At 51.4% G+C, this 16639-nt stretch carries 15 protein-coding genes and 3 pseudogenes; 5 read left to right on the top strand and 13 right to left on the bottom strand.

The features are described 5' to 3' along the window. Both FHR87_RS16250 and FHR87_RS16245 read right to left on the bottom strand, forming a co-directional pair. A partial coding sequence (locus FHR87_RS16250) for a TonB-dependent receptor (protein ID WP_183167785.1) occupies positions 1 to 1233 on the bottom strand: 1233 nt, incomplete at its 3' end. A 323-nt stretch (positions 1234 to 1556) separates the two neighbouring features. After that, positions 1557 to 2378, bottom strand: coding sequence for a TauD/TfdA family dioxygenase (locus FHR87_RS16245; RefSeq protein ID WP_183167784.1), 822 nt, complete (start codon positions 2376 to 2378; stop codon positions 1557 to 1559). Between the two features lie 811 nt (positions 2379 to 3189). Between FHR87_RS16245 and FHR87_RS16240 the strand changes: the two genes are divergently transcribed. Next, positions 3190 to 4140, top strand: coding sequence for a LysR family transcriptional regulator (locus tag FHR87_RS16240; RefSeq protein ID WP_183167783.1), 951 nt, complete (start codon positions 3190 to 3192; stop codon positions 4138 to 4140). Between the two features lie 642 nt (positions 4141 to 4782). Next, on the top strand, positions 4783 to 5982 hold the full coding sequence (gene cfaB / locus FHR87_RS16235) for a C17 cyclopropane fatty acid synthase CfaB (RefSeq protein WP_183167782.1): 1200 nt from the start codon (positions 4783 to 4785) through the stop codon (positions 5980 to 5982). A 225-nt stretch (positions 5983 to 6207) separates the two neighbouring features. On the opposite strand, the gene FHR87_RS16230 is transcribed toward cfaB, so the two are convergent. Continuing rightward, the gene (locus tag FHR87_RS16230; RefSeq protein ID WP_183167781.1) at positions 6208 to 6816 is read right to left on the bottom strand and encodes a DUF6655 family protein; all 609 of its coding nucleotides are present in this window, start codon (positions 6814 to 6816) and stop codon (positions 6208 to 6210) included. Between the two features lie 340 nt (positions 6817 to 7156). Here FHR87_RS16230 and FHR87_RS16225 point away from each other — a divergent pair. Beyond that, positions 7157 to 7300 (top strand): annotated as a pseudogene (locus FHR87_RS16225) (helix-turn-helix domain-containing protein); the annotation flags it as partial. Positions 7301 to 7417: 117 nt separating this feature from the next. Here FHR87_RS16225 and FHR87_RS19310 read toward each other — a convergent pair. From FHR87_RS19310 to FHR87_RS16210, 4 genes and pseudogenes are all read right to left on the bottom strand, one after another. Then, positions 7418 to 7774, bottom strand: a complete 357-nt coding sequence (locus tag FHR87_RS19310) for a DUF4214 domain-containing protein (RefSeq protein ID WP_338021263.1) — start codon at positions 7772 to 7774, stop codon at positions 7418 to 7420. A 6-nt stretch (positions 7775 to 7780) separates the two neighbouring features. Next, a pseudogene (locus FHR87_RS16220) lies at positions 7781 to 8725 on the bottom strand (glycoside hydrolase family 5 protein); the annotation flags it as partial. Between the two features lie 118 nt (positions 8726 to 8843). Continuing rightward, positions 8844 to 9044 (bottom strand): hypothetical protein, encoded by a 201-nt coding sequence (locus tag FHR87_RS16215; RefSeq protein ID WP_183167779.1) that lies wholly within the window; start codon positions 9042 to 9044, stop codon positions 8844 to 8846. A 170-nt stretch (positions 9045 to 9214) separates the two neighbouring features. Further along, on the bottom strand, positions 9215 to 9415 hold the full coding sequence (locus FHR87_RS16210) for a hypothetical protein (protein ID WP_183167778.1): 201 nt from the start codon (positions 9413 to 9415) through the stop codon (positions 9215 to 9217). 100 nt (positions 9416 to 9515) lie between these two features. Here FHR87_RS16210 and FHR87_RS16205 point away from each other — a divergent pair. Further along, positions 9516 to 9605, top strand: a pseudogene (locus tag FHR87_RS16205) (IS5/IS1182 family transposase); the annotation flags it as partial. Between the two features lie 21 nt (positions 9606 to 9626). On the opposite strand, the gene FHR87_RS16200 reads toward FHR87_RS16205, so the two are convergent. The 6 genes from FHR87_RS16200 to FHR87_RS16175 all read right to left on the bottom strand — a co-directional run bounded on the left by FHR87_RS16200 (position 9627) and on the right by FHR87_RS16175 (position 15670). Further along, on the bottom strand, positions 9627 to 10247 hold the full coding sequence (locus FHR87_RS16200; protein WP_183167777.1) for a DedA family protein: 621 nt from the start codon (positions 10245 to 10247) through the stop codon (positions 9627 to 9629). 132 nt (positions 10248 to 10379) lie between these two features. Beyond that, entirely contained in the window at positions 10380 to 10871 is a 492-nt protein-coding gene (gene rraA, locus FHR87_RS16195) for a ribonuclease E activity regulator RraA (RefSeq protein WP_183167776.1), read from the bottom strand. Positions 10872 to 11388: 517 nt separating this feature from the next. Next, positions 11389 to 12372, bottom strand: a complete 984-nt coding sequence (locus FHR87_RS16190) for a glycosyltransferase family 8 protein (protein WP_183167775.1) — start codon at positions 12370 to 12372, stop codon at positions 11389 to 11391. A gap of 175 nt (positions 12373 to 12547) precedes the next feature. After that, positions 12548 to 12886, bottom strand: coding sequence for a YdbL family probable chaperone protein (locus FHR87_RS16185; RefSeq protein ID WP_183167774.1), 339 nt, complete (start codon positions 12884 to 12886; stop codon positions 12548 to 12550). A gap of 5 nt (positions 12887 to 12891) precedes the next feature. Beyond that, positions 12892 to 13080 (bottom strand): YnbE family lipoprotein, encoded by a 189-nt coding sequence (locus FHR87_RS16180; protein WP_183167773.1) that lies wholly within the window; start codon positions 13078 to 13080, stop codon positions 12892 to 12894. 19 nt (positions 13081 to 13099) lie between these two features. Further along, positions 13100 to 15670: an intermembrane phospholipid transport YdbH family protein gene (locus FHR87_RS16175; RefSeq protein ID WP_183167772.1), complete on the bottom strand. Its 2571-nt coding sequence runs from the start codon at positions 15668 to 15670 to the stop codon at positions 13100 to 13102. A gap of 494 nt (positions 15671 to 16164) precedes the next feature. Here FHR87_RS16175 and FHR87_RS16170 point away from each other — a divergent pair, with 494 nt between their 5' ends. Further along, entirely contained in the window at positions 16165 to 16557 is a 393-nt protein-coding gene (locus FHR87_RS16170) for a sel1 repeat family protein (RefSeq protein ID WP_183167791.1), read from the top strand. The last annotated feature ends 82 nt before the right edge of the window (positions 16558 to 16639 follow it).

The raw sequence follows: 16639 nt of genomic DNA, 5'->3' as shown, positions 1-16639 counted from the left end.
TTCGCCGGTATGGCCATGCATGTAATAGACACCCAGCACGTATTCGAGGAACTGGCCCTTGGGCGAGGCCAGGCGAATCTCCTGGGTGTACTGGTCGTAGTCCACCTTGCCCTTGTCGTGGGAGGCGGTCAGGGGCAGGGCAGCGAGACGGTCGTTGTCCTGGAACTGAGTATTATCCCAGCGCCGCCAGGCGGTGATGGAGGTCAGGCTGTAGTCGCCCAACTGCCAGTCGAGCGTGGCGGAAATCCCGGCGCTGGTATCCTCGACACGAGTTTTGTAGTCGTTGTTGATGTCCTGATTGTGCTTGCTTGGCGATACGGGCTTGAGCGCATTGGCGAACGCCGCGCTGGTGGTCGAAACCATCACCCCGGTGGGAATGTCGTCGTCGCTGCGCGCGTAGTCGCCGATCAGGGTGAAGCGAAAGTTCTCGTTCGGTTCGAACTCCAGCTTGCCGCGCAGGCCCGTGCGGTCGTAGCCGTTGACATCGTCGCCATTTCTGACATTTTTCACGTTGCCATCGTATTTGCCGAACAGGCCGCTGATCGAACCCTTGAGGGTATCGGTCAGGCGTCCGCCAACCCCGAAGCGGTAGCGGTTTTCGTTACCGTTGCCGAAGTGCGAGTAATCCACATAACCCCGGAATTCTTCCGGCGCCGAGCGGGTGACAATATTGAGTACGCCGGCCGAGGCATTCTTGCCGAACAGGGTGCCCTGTGGTCCGCGCAGCACCTCGATGCGCTCCAGGTCGAGCAGGTCCAGGGTCGATTGGCCGGCCCGGCCGAACACCACGCCGTCGATCACCGTGGCCACGGTCGGCTCGATACCCGGCGAAGTGGAGATGGTACCGACGCCACGGATGAACAGCGTGGTGTCCTTGTTCGAGGCGCCGGTACGGAAATTCAGGCTTGGCACCTGCTGCACGATGCTCGAGACGTTGTTGCGGTTGTCCCGTTCCAGTTGTTCGCCGTCGATCACTGAAACCGCCACGGGAACCTGCTGCAGCGACTCTTCGCGGCGAGTGGCGGTGACGGTGACGGTGACGGCCTTGAGCGTCGGCTCGCTTCGGCCAGCAGACGACGTTTTTGCTGTCGTAGCTCCTTCCCCCTCCTGCTCTGCCCAAGCGGAGCTCCCGAAAGAGGCTATCAGGATGGCTATAGCCAAGGAGTCGCGATAACCGATAAAACGTTGTTGGCTGCTATGCGCAGCAGCGTCGCGATGATTGCTTTTCTTCATGCTCTTGCTCTGTCTGTCGCGACCGGATGCGGTCTGCTCGGCCACTGGGTCTGAACGAAGCGCCTGTTCTGGTCCCGTTGTGCGAGTGGCAGATGACGAGAGACAACTCACGTAATAGCGCTAACATCGGTAGTATTTAAAGCTTCTTTTCAGATCGTTGAATAATTAAAAATTATCTTTATATTCAATTACATATATAGGCACCGCCAAGTAGAGTCTGTGGAAAGCACCGCTCCAACAGGGCATGCTGCTTGTTGTGGTAACCGATGCGCAGGCCGTAGAGCGCGACCATAGGGCGTACGCCAGGAGAACGGATCGACGCCTCATACCGGCCGTCGTTCTTCCAGCACCGCTGCCCGGCGTACCCGGCGTGGTGCCGGGAAGTAGTCGGACACTGCCAAGTGCTGGGTGCTGCGGTTGTCCCAGATGGCCACGGTGTTGCGCGCCCAGCGCCAGCGCATCTGGAATTCGGGATTTTCCAGGTGCTGCAGCAGCAGGCGCAGCAGGTAGTCGGACTCCAGCCGCGAAAGGCCTTCGATGTGGGTGGTGAAGGCTTGGTTGACATACAGCGACTTGCGTCCGGTAACCGGATGGGTACGCACCACCGGGTGGCGCGTCGGCAGCGGCATGCGTCGGCGAACCTCCTCCCGCTCGTCATGGGATGAAGGGGTCAGGTCCACCGACTTGAGGAAGGTATGCACGGCGTACAGATCGTCGAGTACCTGGCGCACGGGGGCGGACAGCGCCTGATAGGCCGCTTCGGTATCCAGCCAGAGGGTGTCGCCACCCAGCGGCGGGATTTCCTCCGCGAACAGGATGCCGTATTTCAGCGGCCGTTCGGCGAATGTGACGTCAGCGTGCCAGGTGTCGTTAGCGCCTTTGCGGTGTGGGCCGTAAGCCAGTACCACCAGTTCCTTGACCTCCGGGTCGGCCTCGAACACTGGATGCACATGCAGTTCACCGAAGCGCTCGGCGAAGCGTCTCTGCTCGACGGAACTCCAGTGTTGGTCGCTGAAAAACAGTACTTTGTGTTCGACCAGCGCGTTTTCGATGAGCGCCAACGTGGCATCATCCACCGTGCGCAGGTCGATACCCTCGATGCGCGCACCGAGGTTTGGATTGAGTCGCTCCAGATTCAGGGACACGATCATGCTCCGAGTGGGAAATGGTGCCCATCGTGGGCGCCGGGTAGGGTGATGCAGAAATCCTTGCGCACCTGAATGCTCACCTACTGCCTTGAATGGCAGGGCGGCAGGCTCGGCTCAGTGCGCCGCTCATCAGGTATCGCGGTAAATAGGCTGACTTGGAGTTCTTGCTGTTCACGGACTGGCTCCTCCGGTTGCGTCCCGCCATGTTTCGCAAGGCAAGCCCTTTCCCAGCCCGGAACACGGCGCGTACGCCGCCCGGGAGGGCGCGAGGGGGGAACGTCAGGTTGTTGGCGTTGGTCGTTTTCGGCTAGCGGCCCTTATCAGAGAAGCCGCTGCGAAGGCGTTTCGCGCTTCGTTTCGTTATTTAAGCGTGCGGCGAACGGGCTGTGAAATTCATTAATCTCATTGCCTGCATGAGCAAAAGGTCTGGAAACGTCAGGATGTACGCAGCACACACTCTGCCGCGTCATACCCCGAAACAGGCTCCACTCATGACTGCGCCCGCACCATGGCCGCTAGCGGTGTGTCGACGGAGGATTCGTGGGCGCGGCCGTGACGTGCAACTCACCGTGGCTCTCGGCTGGGTGACCTTGCTGCTTTGGCAGGGGAGTTTCCGCCGTCATGCGTGGAAACCGCCGGAATGGTTGCGAATTGCTAATATGGTTATAATTAATTAGAATTTCATATTATAATGTTATAAGTACAGAATGCTGCACCCGATGGCTGAGCCAGGGGTCTTTTATCAAGCGCATCCGCCAGCGGTACAACCCATTGCCTGCATCGTTGGCATGCAAAAAAGGACTGCCCAATGGATCTGCACCAACTTCGCCACTTCGTCGCCTTGGCTGAGCATGCGAACTTCACTCGAGCGGCTGAGGCTTCCTGCATCACCCAGTCGGCGTTCAGCCGCAGCATTCAGACCCTCGAACAGGACCTGGGCTGCCGCTTGGTGGAGCGCAGCAAGCGTGGCATCAGCCTGACCACCCAGGGCTTGGCCTTACAGGCGCGCGCCCGGAAGTTGCTGGCTGGTGCAAGCAGTCTGCGTGCGGAGATCAGTGCTCTCGAAATGACGGCCAGACCTGCGTTGCGCTTTGGTGCCGGTCCGCTGCCGGCGGCCCGGTTGGTGCCTGACGCGGTGGCCGACTTCCTCGATCGCCATGGTGATACCCGGATCGAATTGCGGGTGGAGATGCCCGATGTCCTCAAGCAGTTCCTGAATACCGGCGAAATAGAATTCATGGTTGCCGATCTACGTCATATCGAGGCCAGCAAGGGCTATGTGACTCGGCCGTTGCGCACCCGGCGCTTCCAGTTGTTCTGCCGCCAGCAGCATCCGCTGCTGTCCGGTGGGACGCCTGCCTTCCGTGCGCTAGCGAACTATCCGCTGGCCTGCACCACGCTGCCTACAGAGTTGCGCATCCTGCTCGGCGAGCGAGCGGGGAGACGCACCCTACCAGTAAGCATGGAATGCCGCGATACCGATATCTTGCTGCGTATTGTTGCCCGCTCGAACACCATCGGAATAGTTACCGAGGATGTAGTTGCTCATACTCTGGCCCAAGGTGGTTTCCAGACCCTGCAGTTCACCGATACGCCGCAGGCGCTGCTCGACGGCGGCACCTGCTTCGGCATCAGCTATTGCGCCGACCGTCAACTGTCGTCGGCAGCCCAGCGTCTGCTCGAGAGCATCTGCCTATTCGACGAGCTCTCCCAGCCCTATCGTGCGGCACCGCTTGGCGATTATTGTCTGGCGGTCTGAATGTGCTGTCGACTTAGTAGTGGCAGCGGTGAGGCGCACGTCATCCATTCCCAAGCTGTGAAGGCTAACTACCCCTATGCGCAGGATCATATCGCCTCCCTGTGCCAGCACAGGCTGTACCTCTCGACGGTGAGTCAGTCCACGATCGCCGATGAGAACAGCGTCAGATTGAACCGTGAATTGCGCCAGCCCTTCACTTGTACTCACTGGCATGATGCGAGCTTGTCCGCATTACCGAGTCGATAAGTCCAGGGCGTAATGCAAACGCCAAGTTGAGCCGGTGGCTCCTGGCTCACTGAGCACGCTTGCATCCCCCAGCTTCACCGGTTTGCCCGCCAGCACCGACCTGGTTCTGCCATCCAGTCGATCAATCATCATTCCCGACGGCTGCACCCGACCGTGCAGGCAGAAAACGATTTGATTCAGATCTGGGACCTATTCAAACCGTGGAGTGATCGATCAATACCTCACTTTAGAATCGTGCCGATCATCTATTTTTGAACTCTCAAGCGTCGTCGAAAAACTAAATACCAGCCCACTCGCATAAGGCTGGCAGCATGCACAATCGCTCGCGACTTATGAGTCATCCTGCGCGTTCGAGACAACAACAGACCTTGCGGCACATGCCAAGGAGGAATAGCTATGTTTAGGCAGCTTCCAGCCAAATTACATAACCTGCACCTACCTTTACAATTGCGTCTTTGGGATGGCTGCCAGATACCTCTTGGCCCTGATCCAGTGGTCACGCTGAACATCAAGGACCCTTCGCTAATCGCTCAGCTTGATCAACTGAGCCTGAACCTTCTCGGTAGCAGTTACGTTGAGGGACGGTTGGAAATCGAAGGGTCGATCAACGACGTGATTCGCTTGGCCGATGATTTATGCCAAGCGCTGCTTGGAGACAGGGAAAACGAGGATTTACCGCTGCATGAAGCTCATGACAAGGCTACCGACGCCAGCGCGATCGCTTACCATTACGACATATCCAATGATTTTTACCGGCTCTGGCTGGATCGCGATATGGTCTATTCCTGTGCCTACTTCGAAACAGGCAAAGAAGACCTCGACCAGGCCCAGCAAGCTAAATTGCATTACCTCTGCCGCAAACTACGCCTACAGCCTGGTGAATCGTTACTGGACGTGGGCTGTGGTTGGGGCGGTCTGGCACGTTTCGCGGCACGTGAGTATGGGGTAAAAGTATTCGGCATTACTCTCAGCCAAGCCCAGCTCACCCTGGCCCAACAGCGCATTGCTGAGGAAAACCTGCAAGACCGGGTAAACCTCAAGCTGATGGATTATCGGGATCTGCCACAAGATGGCCGCTTCGATAAAGTGGTTAGCGTCGGTATGTTCGAGCATGTCGGCTACGCTAACCTGCCGCTGTATTGCAAAATCTTATTCAATGCAGTGCGCCCTGGTGGTCTGGTAATGAACCATGGGATCACTACTCTGCACACAGATGGACACCCGGCTAATCGTGGCGCAGGCCAATTCATTGGCCGCTATGTATTTCCTCATGGCGAGCTGCCGCACCTGGCGCTGATTAGCGCGAAACTAAGCGAGGCTGGATTAGAGATAATCGATGTGGAAAGTCTGCGCCGACATTATGTGCGAACGTTGGAAAGTTGGAGCGCGCGCCTGGAAACCCAGCTCGACAAAGCCCAATCGCTAGTGACAGAACAGACGCTGCGTATTTGGCGCCTCTATTTGGCGGGTTGTGCCTACGGTTTTCGTCGCAACTGGATCAACCTGCATCAAATTCTCGCGGTGAAGCCTTTCGCCGATGGCTCCATTGATGTGCCATGGACCCGTGCCGATCTATACAGGGATCTGTTGCGATAAGGCCGTTGTCAGGTTGTGAGAACTCATTGGCATGAAAAAGAATGTCATCGACATTGTTCATGATCTGTTTTTCCCTGAATGAGGTATCCCTTAACTCAGGCTCAGAACCCAATCACTAAGGCAGTATCTTTCAACGAGAGCACCATTAAGCGATTCTGTCGGCGTGCACAACAGTAACCGGTCTGACCGACTCTTGCGTCACGCCGGATTCGGATTCAGCAACGATCAGTCTTGCTGATTTTTGGGAATGGTGTCGTTGTTGATCCAAGAAAAAAAGAATAGCAAGGTAGTCTTGTTATTGTGGGAATAACCGAACTGCGGTTGTTGCGCATCGATGTAGGCACCCGTCTTGGCGTTATAGCTAGTGGCAGCAAAGCTGGCTACGCCCTTTTGGCCGTGTTCACCGTACAAGGCCAGTTGCGGAATACTGATGGGGCTTGAGGAAAGCGGCATAGGTAGGTTGAAGGAGGGAATGCCGACCACGAAATTGATACGGTCGGTTGACAGGGCATCGGCTCGCAGTTCGACGATCGTATCGGCGCTGCCCTTGTCGTCCGCCAGACGAACTCCACGGGATAGCAAGTGGCTGCGGATCGCGGCGATGGTGTATTTGCTGTCGGTGCCCTCGAAGTTAGTTGTGTCGACGAATACCTTGCCTCCCGATGGCAGTTTGAGTTTCAGTTTTCTGGCAGCCCGTTCGGCTGCCGTCGAAATCAACAGCTCTTCCGTCGCCGTACGTGGAGGATTGGATTCCTCCAGATTGGTACAGCCACTCAGCGACAAGAGCAGGGATGGCACCAGCAAAGCCGCAGAAAGATTAAAAAACCTGGACATCAGTCTTCCTTTGGTTGGTTTATCCAAGCCGCAATAGAGTGCGACTTGTTACAAAATAACAGAAACCCATGAGCGAACCCGTACGGTTACCTTTATATGGACGTCTCCTGGAGCTCAATGGGTAATCGTGATCAATCTAACTTGATCGCGACCTTACGTTTTACGCGGGTTGATCGCTCAGCGGCTGGCGAGCCGCCTTGGTTGCTGTCCGTGCTGCGGGCGGAAAATATCGAATAAATGAACGTTTAACTTTATGACACTGTACAGACCGGACACATAGGTGACAGGTGTGCGGACACATGATTGACGCTTTCGGCAGTGACCTGCCGAGCGTATGACCATGCTTTGGAACACAAAATCCACCATGAGCCTTCGAAAAGCATTCGTCCGCCTGGCTCAACAGAAGGGGGCCAACCGCTGCGAGCTGTGCCGGCGCTTCGGGATCACCCCGCAAACGGCCTACAAGTGGCTGGCCCGCTACAAGGTACTCAAACATCGACTCCCGCGTGCACGACTGCGACGCGATCACCTGTAGCATATTCTGGCATCTCAGCGTGCACGATCCTGCCCCGTTCCAGCGTCGCACTACGAAGCCTTATTGCTACAGAGTATTCTTAGCAACATTTGCCTTGTTTTCGCCGCTTTCTGAAAACCCAATCAGTACTTCAGCCTCCGACATTCCCTGTGCCATCCGGTTTTGCCAAAAGGCAAGACCCGTCGGATCGGGTTGGCGATTAAGCACATTCATGTACAGAGTGGAGATGAATGATTGGTTATTAATGGCAATCCCATAACGTTGCTGAAACTCATTAGAGTCAATGAATCCCTGAGCTACCGTTGATAGCGAAGCACCCGTATTTATTTTATTAACCCAATAGCTCAGGCCAGTACTATCAGGCGCTCGATCGAAAGCTGCCTGGTAGAGGCGATAGACTTGCCCAGTGCTCGTATCGTCGATGACACTTGGTCCGATAATCGAGCAGGAAGTGTTGCCAACATATTTCCGCAAAATCGGCAACTGTGGACGAGCAGCGCCGCTGTTCACATCCAACGACAGCGGATGATTAATCCACCATGGACCGGCAGCCCAGTAGGTCATCGGTATGCAGTTCTGAGCCAGGTAATTCAGTAGGTTGTCCATCGCGACTACCGCCGATGGCGAGAAGTCTGGCACCCCATGCTCGCCGAGGTAACCGCGTAGATTGTTTTGCTTCAGCCAATCTACGAAGGGTTTGGCCCGGTTCACGCCAAGCATCGGGTCAAACGTCTCGGCGCGGTCGGTGTAGTTACCCGAGAAATCCTTGTCAAGATACAGGTGTGCTTCGTACACCAAATTGTTATTCGGATCACGCATCCAGGGGTCTGCGACCAGTTGGTTATTAAACAAAGTCCAATGATAAGCGCTTGACCAATAATCGCCTGCAACGAAAATCCAGCGGCTATTATCCACGGTACGCACTGCTTGCGCCGCTGCCAGGGCAGCTTGCGGCCAGTAACCATTGGTGTTGAAAGGCTCATTCATCAAATCATAGCCATAGACTGCTGGGTGATTGACTACCTTCTGGGCGAGGCGCTGCCAGAAATTAGCGAAAGCGCTGATCGGAACATCGCTGGAAGCAATCTGCTTATTGTAATAACGGTAATGGTTATGCAGATCCAGAATCACTTGCATTCCGTATTTCTGGGCATAATCCAGACTTTGAAGGAGACGCGCCAGTTCGGCACTTTGCAGTTCGGTATTGAGTGCTGGCTGGATACGTTCCCATAAAAAAGGCAAGCGAATCAGCTTTATGCCCATGTCCGCATACTTCTGATAATACGACTCTGCGGGGTAGATGTAATGAGTACCATATACGCCAGGATATACTGTGTCGCTAAAACTGGCACCGGACAGATTGACCCCTATCATATTGATTGGATTAGCGGCTATAGAATAACTACTAAAAGCTGCTGCCAAGGCTACGGAAATAAAAAACAACTTGCGAATACCCGCGAAGGCATGAGTGTGCATTCGATTTCTCCTGAACTTAATACAATAAAAAGTGTAAAAAGCCGGAAGTATCACTCTGCTGCTCTAAAGCGTTGAGCTCAGAGGTGCAAGCTTTGACCGTCTGTTGGGTCATAAGCCGACAACCCAGCGAAAATGGATCGCGCATGACTGTGTTCATGTCGGAGATAAGCGCAAATAAAGGAATAATGCTGGTATCGCCTGGTTTTTCGATATCCATATAGTAGGATCCATCCAGAGATCAATAAGAATTATCAATCCATACAATGTGTCAGTCCCTTGAGATAAGACCTTGAATGAAAAAACAGCAATCAAGAACTAATTAATCCGACAATTGGTTTGAGGTGGCTCCGGAAATTTGAACAGTGCGATGCTGAGTGCATTCGACTGTTATGTGTGGCTGCGTGCCTTGGGCAAGGTATCCTGCGGTATCGGCTGATCAGCTGCCAGCGCTTGTTGCAGCGCGAAGACATGTTTGTTGACCAATGCTGATCGGATCGTCTCGACAGTGGACTTGCAGTTACGGTCACGCATAGTCGTCAGAGCATCAGGGTTACGCTCTCCAGCCACGATTGCCCGGATGATGTTCATGCCGGATGACGCCGGTGAGCGGGTAATCGAACCGTTGCAGCAGGCCGGCAAGCAGGTTGTGATTCCTTGCCACCCAAACCGCAAGGTACAACGTCTCTACGACCACGACCTATATAAGGCTCGACACCTGATCGAAAACTTCTTCGCTCGTCTGAAGCAGTATCGGGTCATTGCCACGCGCTACGACAGACCGCCTGCAACTTCTCTGCGCTTATTTACTAGGTGGCTTTATGCTGTCGTTTCTCTTGACGAAAAACAAACGATAAATATAGATACCGATAATAGTGCCGAGCACTATTTTCGAAAACGGATCGACATAATCCGCCACCTTGGCGTACTCCGTGTGCAGTATGTACCCCAGAATTGTCAAGAGCGACGTCCATAGCATCGAGCCCAGGGCCGAATAGGCCAGAAACGGTAAAAAAGGCATCCTGGCAATTCCAGCAGGTACCGATATCAGCGTGCGGATTGCAGGAATCATCCGACCGAAAAAGACGGCCTTGCGGCCATGTTTACTAAACCAGCTTGAAGCGTTGGAAACATCATCGCAGGAAATAGTCATCCAGCGCCCGTAGCGCTTGGCCAAACGAAGCATTCTTTCCTCGCCAAAATAGACGCCAGCGTAATACCAAGGCAAAGCGCCGAGAACAGAGCCAAAGGTTCCTGACAGAATGACGAGTATTATATGTAAATCTCCATTGGCAGCGGAAAATCCGGCCAGTGGCATGATTACCTCCGAAGGAATCGGCGGAAACAGGTTTTCCATGAACATCAGGAATATAATTCCCACATACCCCATTTCGTTAACCACTTCTACAAGCGAATCAAACATGCTTCATCCTTGTCTGGACTACTGCCACTTTTCTAGAAATTAACTGCTTCGAAAATAAAATCTGGACTGAGCCTGGAAGCCAGGCTCTGCGCATGGCAAGCCCATGCTGTGAACCAATATTTAATCGCTTGGCTAGCATTCGGGCATTTTTAAGGGGGTTGGCGATACAATAATTCCATTATTATCTGCGTATAAATAATGTCCAGGGTGAAAGGTTATACCGCAGAACGTAACATTGACATTGAGTTCACCAATACCACGTCTGTCAGTTTTCATCGGATGACTGGCTAGCGCCTGAACCCCTAAATCAGTTTGTGCAATTACATCGACATCGCGTATACATCCGTATACCACAATACCTTCCCAGCCATTCTTGGCAGCTTTCTCCGCCAGCATATCTCCCAACAAAGCACGACGAAGCGATCCGCCCCCATCGACAACCAAAACTTTGCCTGTTCCGTTCAAGTCCACTTGCTCTTTAACTCTGGAGTTATCTTCGAAACATTTTATGGTTATTATTTTGCCGCCAAAAGAATCTCTCCCACCAAAATTACTGAATACAGGTTCAACTACCTGGACAGAATCAGGATACGCATCGCATAGATCGGGAACAATATATTGCATGTTGAAATCTCCTTTGTTTAGTTTTGTTAAATTAAAAATAAAATCTAGTTATGCAAGATTTATGGGTTGAGATTCTTATCAGGATAGTTTCCGGATCATGGATGATCAAATAGCTCGTACGGAAACCTACTTGCGCCATGGTGGAAAAGAGGGCCGACAAGCCTGCGATGACAAAATCCCGAGCCTTGGCTGTGAGCCGATTGGCATCAGATCACAGCGGAGCTTCGTGATTGTGCCTTAGAGCTTGTTCAAGGTCTGCTGCGCGTTGGCGGCGGCGTAAATAGCTCTGGGGTGTAGTTATGCGCTGCAGCCAAGCGGCGGGCTTGATTTGCGCCCATCACCGACACTGCAGCATGAGCGCCCAAACGCACCAAACCGTGGTGATATACATTGCGACTGCAACCGCCAGTGGCGCGTCACGCACACAGGGGGATAGCCGTCTGGAAGCCTTTGGCGTCCGGATGAGAGCTTGAATCTGTATTCACGAATATTAGGTAAGATCAGGATTTCTTATTTGTCATCCGGGTATATGTTTTCTTGAACGTTTAAGATGTTTGAATTTTGTATACCAAATAAACAGTTCGTGCCAGCGCCTTTGTTTCAGCATGGTTCTACACATGTATTTTGAGTATATGTAGGCTTCTCTAGGACTAAATTCGTCATCTAGATTTATTTCTGACCATGGCGATTGATCCTGATACTTAAGGAAAAGTTCTTTTGAGTTATGGGGATTCCAGTTTCGCCAAGGCTTCATTGGTCCAATGAAATGGATAAATTTTTTATTTGAATACGAAGTATCGACGATACCTCTTCTAAGAGCAGAAGTCAGAGGGTATTGATAATTCCATTCGCTATCTATGAAGAATACTGAATGATCAAGAATAACGTTGAGAGCATCCTGATCGAAATATCCTAGCTGTAATATGGGATCATTTATTTTTTCTAATACTTTTTCTGAGATGTTGTTGGCTAGCCAGTAAGATATGTTTATATATAAAACGCCAGAGTTAAAGTAGTCGCTAAGTACTAATTGTTTTTTTGCGAGCCTGTGCTGCATTGTTTCAGAATTTATATCTCTAACTACGGCAGCGGCTACATTGCTGATATCAATATCAAATAGGCTGGATATATCTCCTGTACATAGTATATCGGCATCCAGATATAAAAAATTGTTTGTAATTTTGTGAAGTAATTTTGGTATCAGAATTCGTGTATATGCAGCTTCTGAGATGTGAGAAAGTTTCTTGTCATTTATTTGTTTATTTTGAGTGGAGGGTTTTTCAATAATATGTACATTTATGCTCACCGAGCTGAGCGTGCTTAGCTTGTTTATTTTTTCTAGGTTGGATTGAGATATTTCTGGCGAGAAAATATGGAATACAAAGCTGGAATCTGGGTTGTTTTTTATAATTGATGTGATTGTAACGCCCATCGGGCGTATATAGTTTTCATCTACGCCAAAAGCAATATGGAACGGGGCGTTTTTTATATTGCGAGACATATTTCAAACCATGCTCAGTAAGATGATTCGATGGTTGATGTAAATTGATTAATTGTTGCCAAACAATTTTTGGTAAATTTTATACTGCTGCGCAAATATTCCTGATTAATACAGCTGTTACAGCTTTCTGTAACGAAAAAGCCTAATTGGCTATATTCTAAAAGCAGATCTCTGCTCATTTCCGAACCCAGCTACCATTTATCTGTACATATTGCCCCGCCGGTGTTTTTTCTATAGCTTTTTTTCCAGCTATCGCTTCTACATTGCTTATGTCGATCCCGTTCTGACTAGCGAGGCGTTGATATTCGGCGCGACGGGCCTGATTGATTTGGGCGGCGATAGCTTCTGCCTGACCATCGGACTTTATAACTCCTAGGTAGCCGTCCGGTTTTTCTCCAAGTTGGCCGCTGGCCTTGGCACCGCTCAGGGCTGACATGGCTTCGTCGAGATTGATAGCCGCAGCGGGTAGGCTCAGCGCAAGCAGTAGTATTCCCAGCTTCAGATGCATTTTCATAAGTCTTAGAAGAGTCCGCTGTCTTTGTTGATGATGGAATCGAGGGCTTTGTCGACTCGTATATAGAGCTCGTGCTCGATCTTGACATTGAGGTTGATGTTGATCGGTTTATCGGCCATGGCCAGTTCCACGCGGGGAGTGCAGGCGCTGACGATGAATAATATCGACAGGCTCAATGCAAGGCGCAGCTGCATCCGAGATTTCTCCTTACTCTCAGGGCTGGGTAGGTTGCTTATCGCTTTCTAACTGTTCCCGCACTCGTTGCTGAATGGTTTCGCTCACCCGGTCGGACAATTGCAGGCTGGTCAGTAGGTCCGGGATATTCTCTTCAAGGTTGATGTTGAAGTTGATAGGGCGTCCACGTTCGAGGCTGGGATTACGTCCATACAGGCGAAGCCCAAGCTGCAACTTACCGTGCTTATCATAACGGATGTCGCTGGCTAATAGATCATAATGAAAGTTTTCCAATGCCTGAGTGACCAGTTGCATGGCAGGATTGGATTTTCCGAGAGCCTGCAAACGTGGCGACTTGATGCTCAGGACACCAGGATTTCTGGCTGCCAGCGAACCTTGCTCAATGCTGACATTGCGATTTTCCAGCTGTAGTTGGAAGCTGCCATCGATAAGGCCGCTGCCTTGCAGTCCTTCTGCTGGGTAAGCGAGAAGCAACTGAGCAAGGTCCAGACCTTTTACGTGTATTGCCTGAGTCTGTTTGGAAACAGCAAGATTCAACAAGCCGCGCTCGGCCCAGATCTCGCCGCCGAGGACCTCGGCGTGAGCCTTTCTTATATCGAGCTGACCTGCGAGTGGTTGGTCAAGCTTGGCCTGATACTGCCCTTGCAAGATAACGGGGCCGAAGCGGAGCCCAGGATTCGCCTGTTCCAGACGAAATCCGTCGAGATCCACCTGCAGGCGTTGGTTTTGCAAGGCGAGGACAAGGTTGCTGTTGAGCTGGTTCAACTCGATTCGGTCGTAGATACCGCTAAGCCCTTGGCTTTCCAAGTACAACGTGGCTTTTACCTGTTTGCCAGGCGGCAGCTCGAACCGGCCTCGGGCTTGTATTCGGCCCGAATTCAATTCCAGCAATTTAGGCCAGTTGCTGAGCGTTTGTGTAATTGGGTTGCCTGTATTCAGTTGTATCGGCTCAAGAGTGCCATCGAAAATCAGCGAGCCCGTAAAGTTTTTGTTCAAGTGCGTAGTGAATTTCAAATTCACATCATTGGCTAATTTTCCATTCAGGTCGAGTTGCCGTGAATCAAGTTTGATTTGTCCCTGCCATTGCCAGGCGCGGGAGTGGAGTTGCGAGTGGTAAAGAGAACCCAGCTTCAGTTTCAATGGGCCTTGCAAGTCATAATTTATCAACTGATTATTTAAAAGATGCCCATTGAAATTCAAGTTATTCAAAGATACCAGAATCTGCTTTGCAGACCCTTGCACATCTATTGGTTTGATTTCCTGTAGCGTTGCAGTGGAACCACTCAGGGTTCGAATGGATGCATGTGTAGCGTCGAGCTTGCCTTCAAGTTGCAAATTCGTCTGGATGGATTTGAATGCAGTTCCAGCTACCGATAGTTGCGGTACTTTGAAGGTGACTCGGGTTTTTTCCATCTTTACGATAAAAGGTGAAATACTTATCTGCATGTATGGAGATTGCAGACCGAGTTCACTTTTGCCTTGACTCAGAAGGTCGAGCTTGAAGGATAGCGGTGATTGCGTACCACTGTTAGCGATAGGTGTGATTTTTATTTTTAACCGCTCGGGTCGTAGTTCGGTAGGTAGTGTTTTGAATAGTTCAGGCTGTGGTTTTATATTCAAATCGCTTGAGCCTGAAATAGGCAACCATGAATTCATCCGGCTGGCCAACGTTATATCCAGGTTTCCCTGGACTTGGCCCAGGCCGGGAATAGGCCAGGGTACTGGTAGATATAACGAGGTGCTGAACTCGCCATGGATTTGTTTCAGGTCAGCTGGCGATAATTGTAGTGCCCAGCTTGTTTGCAGGTGCATGGCTTCAGGAGAAGCCGGCAGGCTGGATAGTTCGTAGGTTAGCCAGGGGTTCAACCAATTGAGCAACCATGGAGCTTCTGGGAGTTCTGTCAGGCCGAGCGTGCCGTTCCAGGCAAGTTTGTCAGCTTCGCTGGCCAGCCATTGGCGAGATTTGATTCGATTGTTGCCATCCAGCGCTAAATGTAGCGATAGCTCTACTTTATCTGTGATTTGCCTGGCAGAAGCTGATAAGTGCAACAGATGTTTATCATGCTGGATTTGAATTTCCAGGCTGACAGGCAAGGCCTCGGAAGTAGATTGTTGCCATTGCAAACTGCCTTTTTCACGACAGATTCCTGTTGCGCAGGGTAGTTCGAGCTGTAGCGCTTCGATCATTATTTGTCGAGGCATCCAACCCAGCCAGGATTCCAGATCCTGTCGACTTGGGAGTGTTGTAGGTGGTGAGCTCTGATCCAATTTGGCTTCGGGAAACCACGCTATCGATAAATCGGAAATCCTTAGCCCTTGAACGGGGAGGGGATTGAGTAGCTTATCGAGGCTTACCTGGACATCATGGGCGGCAAGTTTCAATTGGCCGGAATCGTTATGCATTTCGATATTGAACTGCTGTAGCCGCAGCCCTTTAAGAGAAAACTCCCAGCCCTTGCATTCCAGTCTCTCGATTCCTTGCTCTTGCTTGAATCGCTGCCATTGCTGTTGCCCGACCACTCCTGCAATCGAGGCGAGTAGCAGGGAGAAAAAAAGGATCGGCCAGCGCCGGGTACGCCCGATTGTCATACCTGCATTACCTCGTTCAATCAGGCTCGCCAATGACGTAATTTTTTACGTTGTTTGAATTTTTACTCAAGGTAAATCGCTATTTTTTCGAACTATTGTGTCGAGATATGGAAAAACAAGGGGGGGATTATGGTTGTTGCAGCTTGCTTCGAATGAGTTTGTGCACACTCGTCATTTAGCTTGTCAAGCAATGCGGACAAACTGTCGCAATTTTTGATGCGTTTGGTTTTTTATTTTAACTTATTGATTTATAAAAATTAATTTCTATGAGTAAAAAAGCGTCAGTTTGTTCGAGAGCCTTTATCCATGGGTGCTGTAGAATCTTTTAGGCAGATTGTCCACCGACTTATCCACAGGATCTGTGGATTTTTCTCAAGGTAAGGCTGGAACCTCTCTGCAACAATTTGGCAAGTCTTTCACTTCATGAAAAAACGTGTAAAGTGCGCGGCCTTTTCGTGATTCTTTCCCCGCTCATGCGACATCACTCAACTTCAATGCCGATCATTTCTCCCTATTCGTTTTCTACCCGGATTCCGCTGCGTGTCGCTACCTGGTTGCTGGATAGTCAACGGCTTGGCCAGACTGCATTCGCCAAACGTATGGCGGGCCACCTGTTAAAGCAACCAGCTCGCGAAGGTGTGGTTTCTGCGCAAAGCAGACTGGGGCGTTTGTTGTGCAAGGATTGTGATAACCGCCGCGATCGACGCATTGGCGAGAGCCTTCTGCGTCAGGCCGCTCGTGCCGGAGATTCTCAGGCGCAGCTAGAGCTTGGCCGTTTACTCAGCTTGTCGTGTCGCTATGAATCAAGGAAAGCTCGTTATTGGCTGACCCTTGCTGCGAACAATAGCGGTTCACATGAGGCTCGTCAGCTTTTGAAGGAACTCTGAAGCGCCAGCAGTCGATCTGGAGGATCATGCTTGGGCGGTTGAGTCGATTGGAATCAATGGCTACCACTTTGGCTTTGTGAGG

It is taken from the genome of Azomonas macrocytogenes (assembly GCF_014191985.1).
GTDB classification, from domain to species: domain Bacteria; phylum Pseudomonadota; class Gammaproteobacteria; order Pseudomonadales; family Pseudomonadaceae; genus Azomonas; species Azomonas macrocytogenes.
This window is presented reverse-complemented; position numbering and strand designations above follow the sequence as displayed.